Source organism: Streptomyces sp. NPDC001508, assembly GCF_040298665.1.
In the GTDB taxonomy this organism is placed as follows: Bacteria; Actinomycetota; Actinomycetes; order Streptomycetales; family Streptomycetaceae; genus Streptomyces.
Map to the genome: position 1 here is coordinate 70195 of NZ_JBEPAP010000013.1, position 17559 is coordinate 87753.

At 73.2% G+C, this 17559-nt stretch carries 16 protein-coding genes; 7 read left to right on the forward strand and 9 right to left on the reverse strand.

Annotation, left to right across the window (positions count from 1 at the left end; translation table 11 throughout):
* Positions 1-49 precede the first annotated feature (49 nt).
* From ABT245_RS15085 to ABT245_RS15095, 3 genes are read right to left on the reverse strand one after another with little or no spacing between them, the layout of a single operon-like run.
* On the reverse strand, positions 50-1765 hold the full coding sequence (locus ABT245_RS15085) for a sodium/solute symporter (RefSeq protein WP_351733480.1): 1716 nt from the start codon (positions 1763-1765) through the stop codon (positions 50-52).
* Positions 1766-1786: 21 nt separating this feature from the next.
* Positions 1787-2140: a hypothetical protein gene (locus ABT245_RS15090; protein ID WP_351733483.1), complete on the reverse strand. Its 354-nt coding sequence runs from the start codon at positions 2138-2140 to the stop codon at positions 1787-1789.
* An 11-nt stretch (positions 2141-2151) separates the two neighbouring features.
* On the reverse strand, positions 2152-2904 hold the full coding sequence (locus tag ABT245_RS15095; RefSeq protein ID WP_351733486.1) for a LytR/AlgR family response regulator transcription factor: 753 nt from the start codon (positions 2902-2904) through the stop codon (positions 2152-2154).
* A gap of 77 nt (positions 2905-2981) precedes the next feature.
* Here ABT245_RS15095 and ABT245_RS15100 point away from each other — a divergent pair, with 77 nt between their 5' ends.
* The 3 genes from ABT245_RS15100 to rocD all read left to right on the forward strand — a co-directional run bounded on the left by ABT245_RS15100 (position 2982) and on the right by rocD (position 5649).
* Positions 2982-3467, forward strand: coding sequence for an Lrp/AsnC family transcriptional regulator (locus tag ABT245_RS15100; protein ID WP_351733489.1), 486 nt, complete (start codon positions 2982-2984; stop codon positions 3465-3467).
* 155 nt (positions 3468-3622) lie between these two features.
* Positions 3623-4435: a dimethylargininase gene (gene ddaH / locus ABT245_RS15105; RefSeq protein WP_351733492.1), complete on the forward strand. Its 813-nt coding sequence runs from the start codon at positions 3623-3625 to the stop codon at positions 4433-4435.
* Positions 4432-5649: an ornithine--oxo-acid transaminase gene (gene rocD, locus ABT245_RS15110; RefSeq protein ID WP_351733495.1), complete on the forward strand. Its 1218-nt coding sequence runs from the start codon at positions 4432-4434 to the stop codon at positions 5647-5649. The genes ddaH and rocD overlap by 4 nt, the downstream gene beginning before the upstream one ends.
* Positions 5650-5701: 52 nt before the next feature.
* Here rocD and ABT245_RS15115 read toward each other — a convergent pair whose 3' ends face one another.
* From ABT245_RS15115 to ABT245_RS15140, 6 genes are all read right to left on the reverse strand, one after another.
* Positions 5702-6331 carry a DUF305 domain-containing protein gene (locus ABT245_RS15115; protein ID WP_351733497.1) on the reverse strand — a complete coding sequence of 210 codons (630 nt, stop codon included), beginning with the start codon at positions 6329-6331 and terminating at the stop codon, positions 5702-5704.
* A 289-nt stretch (positions 6332-6620) separates the two neighbouring features.
* Positions 6621-7016, reverse strand: coding sequence for a DUF6153 family protein (locus ABT245_RS15120; protein ID WP_351733500.1), 396 nt, complete (start codon positions 7014-7016; stop codon positions 6621-6623).
* Positions 7017-7323: 307 nt separating this feature from the next.
* A complete protein-coding gene (locus ABT245_RS15125; protein ID WP_351733503.1) occupies positions 7324-8793 on the reverse strand; it encodes a flotillin family protein in 1470 nt (489 codons plus the stop codon).
* Between the two features lie 87 nt (positions 8794-8880).
* Positions 8881-9396, reverse strand: coding sequence for an NfeD C-terminal domain-containing protein (locus tag ABT245_RS15130; protein WP_351733506.1), 516 nt, complete (start codon positions 9394-9396; stop codon positions 8881-8883).
* Between the two features lie 436 nt (positions 9397-9832).
* The gene (locus ABT245_RS15135) at positions 9833-10948 is read right to left on the reverse strand and encodes a tetratricopeptide repeat protein (protein WP_351733508.1); all 1116 of its coding nucleotides are present in this window, start codon (positions 10946-10948) and stop codon (positions 9833-9835) included.
* A gap of 77 nt (positions 10949-11025) precedes the next feature.
* The gene (locus ABT245_RS15140; protein WP_351733510.1) at positions 11026-13902 is read right to left on the reverse strand and encodes a CHAT domain-containing protein; all 2877 of its coding nucleotides are present in this window, start codon (positions 13900-13902) and stop codon (positions 11026-11028) included.
* A 23-nt stretch (positions 13903-13925) separates the two neighbouring features.
* Here ABT245_RS15140 and ABT245_RS15145 point away from each other — a divergent pair, with 23 nt between their 5' ends.
* The 4 genes from ABT245_RS15145 to ABT245_RS15160 are packed head-to-tail and all read left to right on the forward strand — an operon-like array spanning position 13926 to position 16517.
* Entirely contained in the window at positions 13926-14294 is a 369-nt protein-coding gene (locus tag ABT245_RS15145; protein WP_351733512.1) for a hypothetical protein, read from the forward strand.
* A gap of 13 nt (positions 14295-14307) precedes the next feature.
* Positions 14308-15198, forward strand: a complete 891-nt coding sequence (locus tag ABT245_RS15150) for a hypothetical protein (RefSeq protein ID WP_351733515.1) — start codon at positions 14308-14310, stop codon at positions 15196-15198.
* A complete protein-coding gene (locus tag ABT245_RS15155) occupies positions 15195-15740 on the forward strand; it encodes a hypothetical protein (RefSeq protein ID WP_351733518.1) in 546 nt (181 codons plus the stop codon). Before ABT245_RS15150 ends, ABT245_RS15155 begins: the two co-directional genes overlap by 4 nt.
* A gap of 51 nt (positions 15741-15791) precedes the next feature.
* A complete protein-coding gene (locus ABT245_RS15160) occupies positions 15792-16517 on the forward strand; it encodes a lysophospholipid acyltransferase family protein (protein WP_351733520.1) in 726 nt (241 codons plus the stop codon).
* Positions 16518-17559: the final 1042 nt, after the last annotated feature.

Genomic DNA, 17559 nt, shown 5'->3' on the forward strand with positions numbered 1-17559 from the left:
GGGAAGTGCGCGACCGGCCACGGCACCGCCGCGGACGTCCGACGGCGCGTCATGACGCCTCCAGCGGGGCGTGCAGTTCCTCCGGCAGATGGAACCGCGCCAGGATGGCCGCCGTACCCGGCGGCACCCGGCCCGCGGTGGCCAGCGACACCAGCACCATGGTGAGGAAACCGAGCGGCACCGACCACAGCGCGGGCCAGGCGAGCAGCGCGTGCAGGGAACCGGTGCCGGGCAGGCCGGCCATGGTCGCGGCCACCGCGACGAACGCGCAACCGCCGCCCACCAGCATGCCCGCGGCGGCGCCCGGCGGGGTCAGCCGCCGCCACCAGATGCCGAGGACGAGCAGCGGGCAGAAGGACGACGCCGACACGGCGAAGGCGAGCCCCACCGCGTCGGCGACCGGCAGCCCGCCGACCAGCACGCTCGCCGCCAGCGGCACCGCCATGGCGAGCACCGTGCCGAGCCGGAAGTGCCGCACTCCGCGGGACGGCAGCACGTCCTGGGTGAGCACGCCCGCCACGGCCATGGTCAGTCCGGACGCGGTGGACAGGAACGCGGCGAAGGCGCCGCCCGCCACCAGCGAGCCGAGCAGGTCGCCGCCCAGGCCGCCGATCATCCGGCCGGGCAGCAGCAGGACCGCGGCGTCCGCGTCGCCGGTGAGGGTGAGTTCGGGGGCGTACAGCCGGCCGAGCGCCCCGTACACCGGCGGCAGCAGATAGAAGCCGCCGATCAGGGCGAGGACGGCGACGGTGGTGCGGCGGGCGGCGACGCCGTGCGGGCTGGTGTAGAAGCGGACGACGACGTGCGGCAGGCCCATGGTGCCGAGGAAGGTGGCGAGGATGAGCCCGTACGTGGCGTACAGCGGGCGTTCCTCGCGCCCCGCGGCCGTCGAGGTGGACATGCCGCCGCCCGCGCCCTGTACGGCGGCCGGCACGGGGTCGCCGGGCGCGAAGGCCAGTCGGGTGCCGCGTTCGAAGCGGTGGGTGCCGGCGGGCAGGGCGACCCGGTCCATGTCGTGCCGGCGGCCGTCGACCGTGCCGCTCACGGTGACGGTCAGCGGCCGGTCGAGCCGCAGGTCGAGGGTGTCCTCGACGTGCAGGGAACGCTGCTCCCGGAAGGTGGCCGGCTCGTCGAAGGCGTGCCGGGGAGCGCCGTCGCCCTGCCAGGCGAGGACCAGGAACAGGGCGGGGACGAGCAGGGCGGTGAGCTTGAGCCAGTACTGGAAGGCCTGTACGAAGGTGATGCTGCGCATGCCGCCGGCCGCGACCGTCGCCACCACGACCACGGCCACGATGATCCCGCCGAGCGGGTCGGGTGCGCCGGTGAGCACCGTCAGGGTGAGCCCGGCGCCCTCGAGTTGGGGCAGCAGATACAGCCAGCCGACGCCGACGACGAACGCCCCGGCGAGCCGGCGCACGCCCTGCGAGGCGAGCCGGGCCTCGGCGAAGTCGGGCAGCGTGTAGGCGCCGGAGCGGCGCAGCGGTGCGGCGACGAACAGGAGCAGCACCAGATGGCCCGCCGTGTAGCCCACCGGGTACCAGAGCATGTCCGGGCCCTGCACCAGGACCAGTCCCGCGATGCCGAGGAAGGAGGCGGCGGAGAGGTATTCGCCGCTGATGGCGGCGGCGTTGAGGCGGGGTCCGACGGTGCGCGAGGCGACGTAGAAGTCGGAGGTGGTGCGCGAGACCCTGAGGCCGAACGCGCCGACGAGGACGGTGGCGACGACGACGAGGGCGACGGCGGTGACGGCGTAGCTGGTGTTCACGGTGGTCTGCGATCCCCCGTCTCAGCGGTCCTCGACCAGACGCACCAGGTCGCGCTCGTTGCGTTCGGCGCGGCGCACGTACCAGCGGGCGAGCAGGACGAGCGGCGCGTACAGGCCGAAGCCGAGCACCGGCCATTCGAGGCTGCGGGCCTGCGGGGCCGCCGCGAACACCAGGGGCAGCGGGCCGACCAGCAGCACCAGGACCGCGAACACGGCCAGCGCGGCCCGCAGTTGGGTACGCATCAGGGAGCGGACATAGGTGTGGCCGAGGGTGGTCTGCTCATCGATCTCGGTGCGCGGCCGGTGGTGGCCGGGGGTACGGCGGGCGCGGCGGGGCGGTCCGGTGACGACGACCCGGCGTTCGGTGGGCTCCATCGCGGCCTCCTCTATCCGGTGGTGCGGCGCATCAGCAGGTCCCGCAGCTCACGGGCGTGGCGCCGGCTGACCTGAAGTTCCTCGGCGCCGACCAGGACGCTCACGGTGCCCGCGTCCAGCCGGAGTTCGCCGATGTGGCGGAGCGCGACGAGGTGACGGCGGTGGATGCGGACGAAGCCCCGGGAGCGCCAGCGGTCCTCCAGGGTGGACAGCGGGATGCGGACGAGGTGGCTGCCGCGGCCGGTGTGCAGCCGGGCGTAGTCGCCCTGCGCCTCGACATGGGTGATGTCGTCGACGGCGACGAAGCGGGTCACCCCGCCGAGTTCGACGGGCAACTGGTCCGGGTCGGGTTCGTGCACGGGGATGCGGGGGGCGCCGCGCACCTCGGCGACCCGGCGCACGGCCTCCGCGAGCCGTTCCTTGCGGACCGGTTTGAGAAGGTAGTCGACGGCCTTCAGGTCGAAGGCGCGCACCGCGAAGTCCTCGTGCGCGGTGACGAACACGACCAGCGGCGGATGCGTGAAGCCGGTGAGCAGCCGGGCCATCTCCAGACCGTCGAGGCCGGGCATCTGCACATCGAGGAAGACGACGTCGACGGCGTCGGGTCCGTCAGGGCCGGACTCCAGCGCTCGGGTGATGCGGCGCAGCGCCTCGGTGGCGTCACCGGCCCCCTCGACGCCGCCGATGCGTGGATCGGCGTGCAGGAGGTAGAGCAGTTCCTCCAGCGAGGGGCGTTCGTCGTCGACGGCGAGGGCGCGCAGCATGAAGGTGGAGTGTAGGTGGAATCCGTACGGGTGGACATGTGCCGGGCGTGGACGTTCCCGCTGGATACAGTGCCCGCATGAACAGCAGGACCGCCCCGTTCGACGAACTCGACCGGAAGATCGTCACCGCGCTCGTGGCGAACGCCAGGAGCAGCTTCGCCGAGATCGGCTCGGCGATCGGGCTGTCGGCCACCGCGGTCAAGCGGCGCGTGGACCGGCTGCGTGAGACGGGTGTGATCACCGGGTTCACGGCCACCGTGAAGCCGTCGGCGCTGGGCTGGCGCACGGAGGCGTATGTCGAGGTGTACTGCGAGGGCGCGGCGCCGCCGCGGCGGCTGGCCGAGGTGGTGCGCAACCATCCGGAGATCACGGCCGCGATGACGGTGACGGGCGGCGCGGACGCGCTGCTGCATGTGCGGGCGCGGGACGTCGAGCACTTCGAGGAGGTGCTGGAGCGGATCCGGGTGGAGCCCTTCATCCGGAAGACGATCAGCGTGATGGTGCTGTCCCATCTGCTGCCGGAGAGCCCCGAGGCCGCCGCCACCCAGGTCGCGCCCGAGTAAACCCGGACCCGCGCAGCGGTGCTGCGTATTTTCCAGCCACGACGCAGCATTCCTGCCCACACACGCAGCTCTGATTTCTTGTCCACCGTCTCCGCCGTTTCCTACCTTGGTGCCACCCCTCAGTCGACACCGCAGGAGAGCGGAGGAACACCTCTGTGCCCGACAGCCGTGTGCCGCGCCCCCGGCGCTTCCTCGTCTGCGCACCCCGGCACTTCGCCGTGCAGTACGCGATCAACCCCTGGATGCATCCCGACACCAGCGTCGACGTCGATCTGGCGCAGGAGCAGTGGCAGTCGCTGATCCGCGCCTACCTGGACCACGGGCACACGGTCGACACCCTGCCCTGCGTCCCCGGCCTGCCGGACATGGTCTTCGCCGCGAACTCGGCGGTCGTCGTCGGCGGCCGTGTCTTCGGCTCCCTCTTCCACGCGCCCCAGCGCCGCCCCGAGTCGAGCCACTACGACCTGTGGTTCAAGACGGCGGGCTACGAGGTGTACCGCCCCCGGTCGGTGTGCGAGGGCGAGGGCGACCTGGTCCCGACGGGCCGGTACCTGCTGGCCGGCACGGGCTTCCGCACGACCCGGGACGCCCATCGCGAGGCGCAGGAGTTCTTCGGTGTGCCGGTGATCAGCCTGACCCTGGTGGACCCGTACCTCTACCACCTGGACACGGCGCTGTTCGTCCTGGACGACCACAACATCGCCTATTTCCCCGGGGCCTTCTCCCCCGGCAGCCGCGAGGTGCTCGCGCGGCTGTACCCCGACGCGGTGCTCGCCACCCGCGACGACGCGATGGCGTTCGGGCTGAACTCCGTCTCCGACGGGCGTCATGTCTTCATCGCGCCGCGGGCCGAGGCCCTTGCCGCGCGTCTCGCCGACCACGGCTATGTCCCCGTCCCCGTCGACCTGTCGGAGTTGCACAAGGCCGGCGGGGGCATCAAGTGCTGCACTCAGGAGATCCGTTCATGACAGCACCCGCACGCACGCGTACGTCCGCCGACCTCATCCGCGCGGAGGAGCCGGTCCTCGCGCACAACTATCATCCGCTGCCCGTGGTCGTCGCCCGTGCCGAGGGCGTCTGGGTGGAGGACGTCGAGGGCCGCCGCTACCTCGACATGCTGGCCGGCTACTCGGCCCTCAACTTCGGCCACCGCCACCCGGCGCTGATCGAGGCCGCGCACCGTCAGCTCGACCGGCTGACCCTCACCTCGCGTGCCTTCCACCACGACCGGCTGGCCGGGTTCGCGGCGCGGCTGGCCGGCCTGACCGGGCACGACATGGTGCTGCCGATGAACACCGGCGCCGAGGCCGTGGAGAGCGGCATCAAGGTCGCGCGCAAATGGGCGTACGAGGTCAAGGGCGTGCCCGCCGACCGGGCCACGATCGTGGTCGCGGCGGAGAACTTCCACGGCCGTACCACCACGATCGTCGGCTTCTCGACGGACGAGTCGGCGCGGACCGGCTTCGGCCCGTTCACCCCGGGCTTCCGCATCGTCCCGTACAACGACCTGGCCGCGCTCGAGGCGGCGGTCGACGAGACGACGGCCGCGGTGCTGATCGAGCCGATCCAGGGCGAGGCCGGGGTCGTCATCCCGGACGACGGCTATCTCACCGGGGTCCGCGAGCTGACCCGGCGCGCGGGGTGTCTGTTCGTCGCGGACGAGATCCAGTCGGGGCTCGGCCGTACGGGCCGCACCCTCGCCGTGGAACACGAGTCCGTCGTGCCCGATGTGGTGCTGCTCGGCAAGGCGCTGGGCGGTGGCATCGTGCCGGTCTCCGCGGTGGTGGCCGGCCGGGAGGTGCTGGGGGTGCTGCGGCCGGGCGAGCACGGTTCGACGTTCGGCGGGAACCCGCTGGCGGCGGCGGTCGGCACGGCGGTGGTCGAGCTGCTGGAGACCGGCGAGTTCCAGCGCCGGGCGGCCGATCTGGGCGCGGTCCTGCGGGACGGGCTGACCGCGCTGGTGGGCCGGGGCGTGGTCGGGTTCCGCTCGCGCGGGCTGTGGGCGGGGGTGGACATCGACCCGGCCATCGGCACCGGCCGTGAGGTCGGCGAGCGGCTGCTGCGGGAGGGGGTCCTGGTCAAGGACACCCACGGGTCCACGATCCGGCTGGCGCCGCCGCTGACCATCACCGCCGACGAACTGCGGTCCGCGCTCGGGGCGTTGGAGAAGGTACTGGTCTGAGGCATGCCCGTGCCCTCCCGGCCGTGCGGGGCCGGGAGGGCACAGCCAGCCGTCAGCCCCGGCCGAGCAGTCGGCCCATCTCCTCGATCTCGGCGTTCTGCGCGGTCACGACGGCGTCGGCCAGGACCTTCGCCGGACCGTAGGAGCCCTTGGACTTCTCGGTCGTGGCCATCTCGACGGCGCCCCTGTGGTGGTCGGCCATCATGGTCAGGAACCTCGTGTCGAAGTCCTGCCCGGTGACCTTCTCCAGCGCGGTCATGTCCTTGTCGTCCATCATCCCGGCCATGCCGGAGTGACCGGTGTGGCCCGTGCCCGCCGCGGGCACCCGCTCGCCCCAGGCCCGAAGCCAGCCGGTCATCGTGGTGATCTCCGGGTCCTGCGCCTTCTCGATGCGGGTGGCGAGGTCCTTGACCCGGGCGGAGGAGGCACGGTCGGCGGCGAGCCGGGCCATGCCGAGGGCCTGCTCGTGGTGCGGGATCATGCCCTGCGCGAAGGCGACGTCCTGGGCGTTGTGGGACGCGGCGGTGGCGTCCGCGCTCGCGGACGGTGTGGCGCCGTGGCCCGAGTGGCCGCGGTCGCCGTCGCTGCCGCAGGCGGCGAGGACGAGTGCGGCACCCGCCGCGGCCAGGACGAGGGCCGCGCGGCGCGCCGGGGTACGGGGGGTCGTGCTGCGGATGGTCATGCGTGAACTCCTGCTGTACGAACGGATGGTGGGCATGCCGAACACCGCGTCGTCCGGACTGTCCGGGAGCGGTGGGGGCGGCATCAGGGCGTGTTTCGGAAGTAGCGTCGTCCGCCCGGAGGGCGGGGACCGCGGCGTCCGGTGCGGTGCATCGCAAGGCGGAGGGTCGTCCGGGTACTGGGCGTACACGGACGATCCCGACAACGCGGCGTGGGGGCACCTCCCGGCCGAAGGCTGGGGGAGTGCCGTGCCAGGCGTCGCGGGCCAGCCGGGACTTTCGAAACCCGCCCTAGATCCGCAGGAGTTGGAGTTCTGCCAGGGACGGCGGCGCGCGGGCCCCTTCGGGGGCGGCGGCCGGGTATGAGCCGGCCCGGTGGGCGGGCACGGCGGCGGTGACGGGGTGCGGGACGAGCGCGGGCAGGTCCGGTCCCCGGCTCACGGCGCCCGACGCACAGGTCGGGTCGGCGTGCCGCGCGTGGTGTCCGCCGCAGTGCCCGTCGTCCGGGCAGTCCGGGTCGGTGGCGACCGCGGCCGTCACCCTCGGGGCGGGGCCGTGGTGGGGGCGGGCGACGGCGCCGCCGGGGGCCAGCGCGTGCATGCCGAGCAGGCCGGCCAGCAGCCCGAGCACAAGCAGCACCCGCCACCGCCGCGGGGGCGGGCACGGGTGCCGCTCGGGTCCGATCATCGCCGCCCATCCTAGGAGCGCCGTCCCGGCGGACCGCAAGCGGCACGCTTCCCGCCCACCCGGACGCCTGTCCGCCACCCGGCGACGTCCGGTGCCGCCCGGAGATGTCCGGTGCCACCCGGAGATGTCCGGTGCCACCCGGAGATGTCCGGTGCCGTCCGGTCCATCAGGTCCGGGGCGTCGGCGGCGTCGGCGGCCTGTGCGGCACCCCGAGGCCCGGGTGCGCGCGTGCGTCTCCGGGACCGGGCACGGTGAAGCCCGGGTGGCGGGGCCGCCCGGGCTGCTCGATCGGTTCGGTGAAGCCGTGTCAGTCGGCGATCTCGATCTTACCGTTGGCCTCGGAGCGGGCGGCGGCCGTGGGGCGGTCCTGTCCCACGACCCGTCCGGTGAGGCCCTTCAGCAGTTCGGCGAGGTCGACTCCGGTGGTGGAGCCGAGCAGTTCGACGCCCTGGGCGACGTTGTCGGCGACCGTGCGGGTCAACTGGCTCGCCCCGTCCGTGGAGATGACCGTCATCTTGTCGATGGCGCCCAGCGGTTCGGCGGCCTTGGCGACGACGTGCGGAAGCACCTCGACGAGCATCTGCAGCACGGCCGCGTCACCGTACTGGGCGAACGCGTCGGCCTTCTTCCGCATCGCCTCGGCCTCGGCCTCGCCGGTCGCGCCGATGGCCGCCGCCTGCGCCGCGCCCTCCAGCCGGACGGCCTCGGCCAGCGCGCTGCGGCGCTGCTTCTCGCCCTCACCGGTCAGCCGTGCCCGCTCGGCCTCCGCCTGCGCGGCGGCGATCCCGGCCAGCCGCTCCGCCTCGGCCTGCTTCACCCGGGCCACCCGCTTGGCCTCGGCGTCCTGCTCGGCGGCGTACCGCTGGGCGTCGGCCGGCTTGCGGACCTCGGTGTCGAGCTGGCGGTCGGTGAGCGCGGCCTGCCGCTCGGCGACCTTCTCCTGCTGGGTGAGGATCTCCTGCCGGCGGGCGGCCTCGGCGAGCGGTCCGGCGGCGGCCGCACGGGCGGTGGCCTCGTCCGTCTCGGCCTTGATCTCCGCCTGCCGCAGCGCGAACGTCCGCTGGGCGACGGCGATCTCCTCCTCCGCCTTCAGCCGGGCCTGTTCGGCGGCCCGCCGGGCCACCGCCTCGGCGATGTCGGCCTCCTGCCGGGCGCGGGCGGCCTCGGGTCTGCCGAGGTCCTCCAGATAGGAGCCCTCGGTGGTGATGTCCTGGATCTGGAAGGCGTCCAGCACCAGGCCCTGACCGGACAGGCTGGCCTCCGCCTCCTCGGCGACCTGTCCGGCGAACGCGGCCCGGTCCCGGATGACGTCCTCGACGGACATCCGGCCGACGATGGCGCGCAGCGCGCCGGACAGCACCTCCTGGGTGAACCCGACGATGCCGTCCTGCTGCATGAGGAAACGCTGGGCGGCGGCGCGGATCGAGTCCTCGGTGCCGCCCACCTTCACGATGGCGACACCGTCCAGGTTGGCCTTGACGCCGCGCAGCGTGACCGCGCCGCGCACCGCGACCGGGATGTGCCGCGAGGACAGGTCGAGGCTGAACTTCTGCTGCACGAACGGCACGACGAACACACCACCGCCGACGACGACCTTCTGGCCGCTGTTGTCGGTGAAGACCCGGCCGGTCTCCGGGTCGGTGGCCTTCTTGCCGCGCCGCCCGGTGACGATGAACGCCTCGCTCGGGCCGGCCACCTTGTAGCGGGTGACGACCACCAGGCCGAGCAGGACGAGGAGTACGACGACTCCTATGACGGCGATGACGACTGGACTCATGATGGATTCCCCTCAGCCCGCCCAGGGGACGGCAGTTCGTTACGGGTGGTTCGGTTGAGCAGGTGGCGCCGGGCGCGGTCGGACCGGTCAGCGTTCCACCGGGAGCACGGACACCGCCGTCTGGGACAGCGCCTGGGCGACCCAGACCTCGGTTCCCCGCGGCACCGGCTTGGGACTCTTCGCCGCGAGCTTCACCGGCTGGCCGGCCCGGTGGATCAGCACCTCGCCGTAGCCGTCCGCCGGAATGGCCGTCACCACGGAGCCCGCGGCGCCGATCAGGTCGTCCTCGCGCGGCGCGGCGCCGGACCGGTCGTCGAGCAGGACACGGCTGAGGCGGTAGGCGAGCCAGCCCGTGCCGACTCCGGCGGGCACGCCGACCGCGGTGGCGACGGCCGCGCCCAGCCCGGTGGCGCCCATGACGATCGCCCCCGAGAAGCCGAACATCGACACGAAGCCGGCGATGACCGGGAGCGACAGCCAGCCGTCGAGGAGGCCGTCGAGCGCGTCGGCGCCGCCGAAGAGTCCTTCGAGGATGCCGTCGAAGAGGAGGGACAGCGCGAGCAGTACGACTCCTGCGATGCCGAGACCGAGAAACCAGGCCATCCGCCCTGCCCCCTTTCCGCGCGGCGACCGTGCCGGTGAACAGATGTTCACATGGCTCGACCGTCCCGGGCATTGCCCGGCCTCGGCAATCTTCCGGCCCCTTCGATGCCGTATACCACCCCCGTGGTGCCGCGACCGCGTTCCCGCGGCGGGGCCGTCAGGTCCGCCGGGCGCGACGGTGACGGGGCCTGCGAGGTCGCCGTCGGTGGCCTGGGCGCCCGCGGCGGCGCCGTACAGCGGAAAGGTCGCGGGGGCGCCGAGCCGCCGGGCGATCTCGCCGGACCCGTAGGCCGCCGCGGGGAGCGAGCGCGGACCGAGGACGGCCGCGAGGCTCGGTGCCTGAGCGGCCCTCCGGTGAACCGTGTCCGCCGCAGCATGCGGGCACCGTGCCGGCGATCACCGGCGCCCGGGCCGTCCGGGCGCCGTCGGGCGGCGGTCAGCCGGCGAGTTGCGCGAGGATGCCGGTGAGTTCGCGGACCCTCGGGTGGTCGGGGCCGTGCGTGCTGCGGTAGCCGTCGATCGCGTCCCGCAGCAGCGGCACCGCCTCCGCGGTGCGGCCCTGGTTGGCCTTCATCGCCGCCAGATCGACCTGGACCCCGAGGGTCCTGGCGTGCCGGTGGCCGTAGGCCCGCCGGTAGCCTTCCAGCACCTCGGCGATCAGGGTCTCCGCCTCGCTGGCGCGGCCGAGCCGGTTCAGTACGACCGCGTAGTTGTGCCGGGCGACCAGGGTGTCCGGGTGCCGCTCGCCCTTCAACCGCGACCGGGCGTCGACCAGTTCCCGGTACATCTCCAGCGCCTCGTCGTGCCTGCCCTGGTGGATGAGCACGGCGGCGAGGTTGTGCCGTACGGTCAGGGCCAGGTCGCTGCCGCCGTCGACGTCGGCCAGCATCGCCCGGTACATGTACTCGGCCTCGGCAAGCCGCTCGGGCGAGTCACGTAACGTACCCGCCAGGGTGTTTCTGCTGCTCAGCGTGTCCGGATGGGTGGCGCCGAGGGTACGGGTGCGGCGGGCCACGGTGTCCCGCATCAGTCCTTCGGCCTCTTCCCGGCGGCCGAGGCCGAGCAGGACGTTCCCGAGGTTCGTCGCGATCGTCAGGGTCTGGGCGTCGTCCTGGCCGCGCAGCCGCTCCCAGCCGGTCAGCGCCTCCCGCAGCCGCTGCTCGGCGAGCGCCGGCTGACCTCCCTCCTGCAAGAGCCGGGTGAGGTCGTTCAGCGTCAGCAGCCTGTTCTCCTCGTCGTCCGCGCGGACGGAGACCAGCCAAGCCAGCAGTTCGACGGCATCGTTGCGCCGGTCGGGCTTGCGCCCCAGGGCCACCGCGTACACATGCAGGGCATGCAGTGTCTCCGGGTGCGTCGGACCCAGTTCCTCGCGTTTGCGCTCGAACTCCGCGCCGCGGGCGAACTCCTCGGTCACCTTCAGCTTGATGTCGATCAGCGGCACGTCACCGGGCCGCTCCGTCGTCGTGATCTCGGCACTGCCGAAATCACCGACGTAGTGGTCGGTGATCTCCGCCCGGTCATGTTTCGTCTTCTTCCTGCCCCAGAACGCCACCCCACCAGCTTGCTCGCGAAACCGTCGTCTGCCCATGGGTTTGACGTTCATGTGACCGTTCGGCCGTCAGATGAACGTCATTGACCGGAGTACAGATACGCCGCCCACAGCGTCGGCGTCCTCGGGTAGCGCTCCCGGCAGCGACGCACGGCGTGGTGCAGGGCCGTCGCGACGTCCTCGCCCCGTGCGATCCCCTGGTGCAGATCCACGGCGACCAGCCGGGCGACGCGATCGTGGACCTGCCACAGGGTTCCCACGACCTGCGGATAGCCGGCGAGTTGGAACGCCGACACCAGATGCAGTCCCTCGTCCGGGATCCGGTGCGTGCCGAGGGACGTCTCGCACGCCGACAGCACCGCGAGCCGGACATGGCCGAGGTCCAGTGCGGACACGTCGAGCACGGACAGCGGGCCGTCGTGCAGCAGCAGATGCCCGGCTGACGGATCGTCGGGATCGCTTGTCGCATGACAGGCGAAGTGCGCCGAGGCGTGCGAGGCGAGCGCGGCGCGGACCGCGCCGACCGTCGCCTGCGGGCCGGTCAGCCGGGTCGCCGGGGTCAGGTCGGCGATCGCGCTCGCCTCCCGTTCCGCGCCGCGCAGCGCCTTCGCCCCGGGCGCGTCCCCGATCGCCACGACGACCAGGTCCTCCCGTGCCCGGGCGTACCGGGCGCGGGCGTGCCCGAGGGCGCGCAGGGTGGGGGTGTAGGCGGAGACGGCCCGGTCGAGGACCGTGGCGTCGCCCGGAAAGCGGCCGGCCGCGTGCAGGGGGAGCAGGGCGAGCTGTCCCACCGGCGACCACCAGATCCGCGGCGGGCTGCCGGACGGCGCCGTGGTGTGTCCGAGTCGTTCCAGCACCGGTTCGGCGATGACGTCCCACAGCCAGCCGAGCACCTGGGTGACGGTGTTCTGGGCCTTGGTCTCGCCCGCTCCGGGGCGGGTCGCGGCCCGCAGCGCGGCACCGAACTCGGCGGCCCGCTGCGCCACGGAGTCCGGTGTCACGCCCGGCAGTTCGACCACCGTGACGCCCGAGGGCTCGACGATGAGCGCGTCGCTGCGCAACCCGCTCACATTGATGAGCACCACCGGTCCGCTCCGCGTGGACGCGAGGAGGTCGGCCAGTTCGGGCGGGGCGAGGAAGTCACCGAACCCGGGCAGTGCGCGGGCCTCGTCGAGCAGCCGCCCCAGTTGGATGTCCAGGCCGTGCCGCTCGTCCGCCGCGGCGCCCATGACGGGCCCGGAGGGGGGCAGCCGGGCGAACGCGTCGCGCAGCCGTTCGGCGAGTTCGGGTGCGACGGCCCGCAGCCGGGACAGATCGCTGCGGCTCTGCAGCACCTGCCCGCCGAGCACGCCGCGGCCGAGTTCCAGCAGCCGTACCGCCGTCTGCGGGTCGTCCGCCCAGAGCGCACCGGCCGCCGCGTCGGCGGCGAGACCGTTCAGCTCTTCCAGCAGCCGCTGCTGGTCGAGGCGGGCAAGACGGCGCGGCACCACGAGGGGCAGCAGGCCGACCGCGAACACGTAGGCGTCCCGGGCCCTTTCCCAGTGTCCTGCCTCCGCCTCGGTGCGGGCCCATGCCCGTGCGGCCCTGATCCGGGTGATGGGCTGCGACTCCTCGGTGCGCGCCGCCTCGCGGAAGGCGTGTCCCGCCGCTGCGCGCACGGCGGGGTCCAGGCTCTGCTCGTACTGGGCGTACAGGGCGTCGCCGTAGTTGATCTGGGCCGCGCCGCGCCGGGGAGTGCCGGGAGCGCTCGCCCGGACGGCGCCGCCCAGCGCCGTCACGGACCGGCCGAGCGCCGCCGGATCGCCGCTGAAGCGGTACTCGGACAGCCACACCCGGCCCAGGTTGCCCAGCGCCGCCATATGGTCCGAACCGCCGTACGGGGCCGACTCGACGACCTCGGTGAAGGCGGTGACCGCGGCTGCCAGGTCGGATCGCAGCCGGGTGTGCAGGAACCGGCTGTGGTGCAGCAGTCCCAGCAGCAGCGGGATCGTGGCGTCCTTGCTGCCCCGGCCGCGCGCGGACCGGCCGAACTCCACGGCCTGGTCGAGCAGTTCGATGTCAGCCGTCTGTTCGATCAGGTCGTGCACGGCGATCAGGTAGTTCTCGCACCGGTTGCCCCACGGGCGGGTGTCGGCCGGGGTGGCGGCGAGCACGTCGCGCAGGAGGCTCACGCCTTCCCGCAGTGCCGCGAGGTCACCGGTGTACCGGCCGCGGTCCCGCAGCGCGGCGGCGAGGTCGACCTTGAAGTCCAGCAGCAGGCCCGATGTGCTCGGGGCGCCCGCCACCGCGGCCCGCAGATGCCGCACGGCCCTCTCCCGCACCGACTCGTCACCGGTGTGTTCGGCGGTGGTCTGCAGCACATCACCGAGCAGATTGAGCCGCAGCAGATGGTTGAGGTCGCCGCCCGGCGATGTCCGGACGCTCTCGTCGAGCAGGCGGGCCGCGTCGGGCAGTGCGGAGGGGTCGTCGGTCAGCATGTACCGCTGGTACAGGGCCCTGCCCAGCACGAACAGCACCTCCGGTACGCGCGGCAGTCGGGACGCGGAGGCGACGGCCTCGTCGACGTACGCGACGTCGCGGGTGTGCTCGGCCAGCACGAGCAGCGCCTCGGCCCGCATCGTGGCCGCCACCCGCCGGTCCTTCTCGTCAAGGTGCGGAACGGCCTCCTCACATGCGGCGATCGCCTCGTGCAGCGCCGACACCTCTCCGAAGTACTCGAAGTGGTCCAGCAGCAGGGCGCCGAGATTGACCCGCAGCACATGGCCGACCGGGTGGCCCGAGACATGTCCGAGTGCGGTACGCAGGTGAGTGATCCCCGCCAGCAGATCCGTCGGATCTCCCGTGTGCCGGTGGCGGTCGCGCAGCCCCATGGCCAGGTCGAGCATGGCGTTCACCGAGCCCTCCGCGGCCAGGCGCCGGTTCCGCTCGATCTCGTGGTCGAAGGGTGTCGGGGTCATCACGCGAGGCTATCCTCACTACGGTGACCGCTGACCAACTCGCCGTGCTGTGCGAGCGCTTGGCCGACGCCGCCGACGCGGTGCGCACCTCGTCGGAGATCCGGGCGCGTGCGGAGTCGATCGCCGACCGGGTCCGTGGCGGCGCCACGCCCGCGGAACTCGCCGACGACTTCGACGCGTTGGACGATCTGCTGCTGCGAGCCGGGCACGCGGGCGGCCTCAGCCCGGTGCGTGGCTACGAGCGGCTGCCCGGCGCCGGTGACGGGCGCGCCGTCCTCGAAGTTCTCGCCTGCCCCGGCGGCACCTGCCCCCGCATCGAGGCGCCGGGTGCGGCACCGGTGGACTGCCTGGTGCACCGGCGACCGATGACGGTCACGAGGCTCAGGTCGTGACGGGGTTCCTGGCGTGACGGGATTCCTGACGGCGCTGAGCGGCAAGCTGGCGGAACGCTGGCTCACCCTGCTGCTCGGCCCCAGTGTGCTGCTGATGAGCGCGACCGCGGCCGGGGCGACGCTCGGGCACCGGCGGTGGTACGACACCGGCCTGCTGCTGGACCGGCTCGACCGGCTGTCGGCACAGCCCGCGCTGCGGAACACCGGCACGCTGGTCCTCGTCCTCGCAGGGCTGCTCGCCGTCTCCGCGGGCCTCGGGCTTGCGGTCAGCGCGCTGGGCGCCGTGGTGGAACGGGCCTGGCTCGCCACCCGGCCCCGCCGGCTCGCCGCCCGGCGCCGCCGCCGCTGGGACACCGCGCAGCAGCGGTTCGAGCACGCCCTGGTCGCGGCGGCCAGGGCGGAGCACACCCCCGAGGCGGAAGCTACCGCGGCGCGGGCCCGTGAGCTGAACGCCCGGCGCAACCGGATCAGCCTCGCGCCGCCCACCCGTCCGTTCTGGCTGGGCGACCGGATCGCCGCGGTGGACACCCGGGTCTGGGCGGCCTACCGGCTCGACCTCACCTCGGCCTGGCCACGGCTGTGGCTGACGCTGCCCGAGGACGTGCGCGCCGAGATCGGCGCGGCCCGCGGGCGTCTGGCCGCGGCGTCCCGGCTGGTGGCGTGGGCGCTCGGCTATCTCGCCGTGGGCGTCGTGTGGTGGCCGGCGGTGATCGTCGGCGTCGTCACCGCCGTGACGGCCTGGTGGCGGGCGCGGGCGGCGGGCGTGGCGTTCGCGGAACTGGCCGAGTCGGCCGTCGACCTGCACGGGCGAGGGCTCGCGGAAGGACTCGGCATTCCGTGCGCGGGCCCGCTCACCGAGGACGTCGGCGCCGAGATCACCACATTGCTGAGGAAACGGACATGAGCTTGTTCTCCCGCCGCCGCGGGTCCGCCGACGCGCCGCCCCCGAGCGACGAGGCGGTCCTGGTGATCGACCAGTACGCGCTGCCGTACCGGTCACCGCACTGGTACGGCCACGCGACCTACCATGTGCGGGTCTTCAGGCCCGAGGCCGCGCCCAAGCCGGTCGTCGTCATGGGCGACCTGGACAACGACCCCGTCGCGTCGATCACCAACAAGTGCCCCGAGGTCACGGCCCTCGTCGCCGGCCTGGTGCTGGGCCACCCGGGCGTGCACCCCACCCGGCTGGAGGACCACGCCCGATGGCTCACCTACTACGCCGCCGACGGCCCCATCGGCGAGAGGTTCTGCGAGGTGTACGACTTCGACGTGCTGCCCGGCTACGAGCCGCCGCTGGTCAAGCACAGATACCGGGACCTGCGGCGGGACCAGGCCGAGGAACTGGTGGGCGGCACCCTCGGCAGGTGGCGGCGCGAGGACTACACCGTCGCGGGGCTCCAGCGGCGCCGCGTGCGTGTGATGCGGGTGCACCCGGCGGGCTCCTGACCGAAGACGGTTACAGATGACTACAGGTGCACGCGACGTTAGGGGCGAGCCGTGTTCTATTACGTGCTGAAGTACGTGCTGCTGGGGCCGCTGCTCAGGCTGGTCTTCCGGCCCCGCACGGAGGGTCTGGACAACGTACCCGCGTCCGGACCGGCCATCGTCGCCGGCAACCACCTCTCGTTCTCGGACCACTTCCTGATGCCCGCGATACTCAAACGGCGCATCACGTTCCTCGCCAAGGCCGAGTACTTCACCGGTCCTGGCGTCAAGGGCCGGCTGACCGCGTTCTTCTTCCGCAGCGCGGGCCAGATCCCGGTCGACCGCTCCGGCAAGGACGCCGGCCGGGCCGCGATCCGCGAGGGCCTCGGCGTGCTGCGCCGGGGCGAACTGCTCGGCATCTACCCGGAGGGCACCCGCTCGCACGACGGCCGCCTGTACAAGGGCAAGGTCGGTGTCGCCGTGATGGCGCTGACGGCGGGTGTCCCGGTCGTCCCGTGCGCGATGATCGGCACCTTCGAGGCCCAGCCGCCGGGCAAGGTCATCCCGAACGTCCATCCCGTCGTCATCCGCTTCGGCAAGCCGCTCGACTTCTCCCGGTACGCCGGCATGGAGAACCAGAAGGCGGTGCTGCGCGCGGTCACCGACGAGATCATGTACGCGATCCTGATGCTGTCCGAGCAGGAGTACGTCGACCGCTACGCGGCCGTGGTCAAGGCGGAACAGGCCGCGGCAGAGGGCACAAAGAGCCGGAGATTCCCCCGGGCCCCCCTGAGCTGAGCCCCCAGCCCCTCCCGCACCCCCTCAGCCCCCGGCCTCTGCCCCGCTGCCTCTGTCCCCGACCTCTGCCCCGCTGCCTCTGCCCCTGTCTTTGCCACCGACTCCACGAAGCCCCCCGCACAACCGCCCTGCACGTCGCCCCGGCCGGTTCGCCTGCCTCGTCCGGGCCGACCATGTCCCGCTCACGCGGACGGCGAGTGCACCAGCGCCCCGAAGAAGCGCGGGAAACTACGCGACCGGGCACAACACACCCGCAGAGGCACAACGGCACACCACAGATCCACCGGGTCCGCGCCCTCGGCCTCTGTCCCGCTGCTTCGGCCCGGCCTCTGCCGCCGGGTAGACGGATCCGGCCGATGCCCGGACAGCGCGACGCCCGGCGGGCCGGCCGGCGGATCCGCGGGCGTCGACCGAGCCACGGGACCCACGATGTCGCTGCCACCCGCCCGGCCGCGCCGCTGCCGCCAGCCCCTCCGCCACCTGTCTCTGCCACCGGCCCCCCTGCCTCTGCCTCTGCCGCCGACCCCACCCCCTGCCTCCACTTCCTGTCGCCGAGCCTCTGCCGCCGGTCCTCAGCCGCCGACCCCACCCCCTGCCTCCACCCCCTGCCTCCACCCTCTGTCGCCGGCCCTCAGCCGCCGACCCCCACCCCCTGCCTCCGCCCTCTGCCGTCGGCCCTCTGCCGTCGGCCCTCTGCCGCCGACCCCCACCCCCTGCCTCCGCCCTCTGCCGTCGGCCCTCTGCCGCCGACCCCCACCCTTTGCCTCCACCCCCTGCCTCCACTCCCTGCCTCCACTCCCTGCCTCCACCCTCTGTCGCCGGCCCTCTGCCGCCGACCCCCACCCCCTGTCGCCGGCCCTCTGCCGTCGGTCCTCAGCCGCCGACCCCCACCCACTGCCTCCACCCCCTGCCTCCACTCCCTGCCTCCACCCTCTGTCGCCGGCCCTCAGCCGTTGGTTCTCTGCCGTCGGCCCTCAGCCGTTGGTTCTCTGCCGTCGGCCCTCAGCCGTTGGTTCTCTGCCGTCGGCCCTCAGCCGTTGGA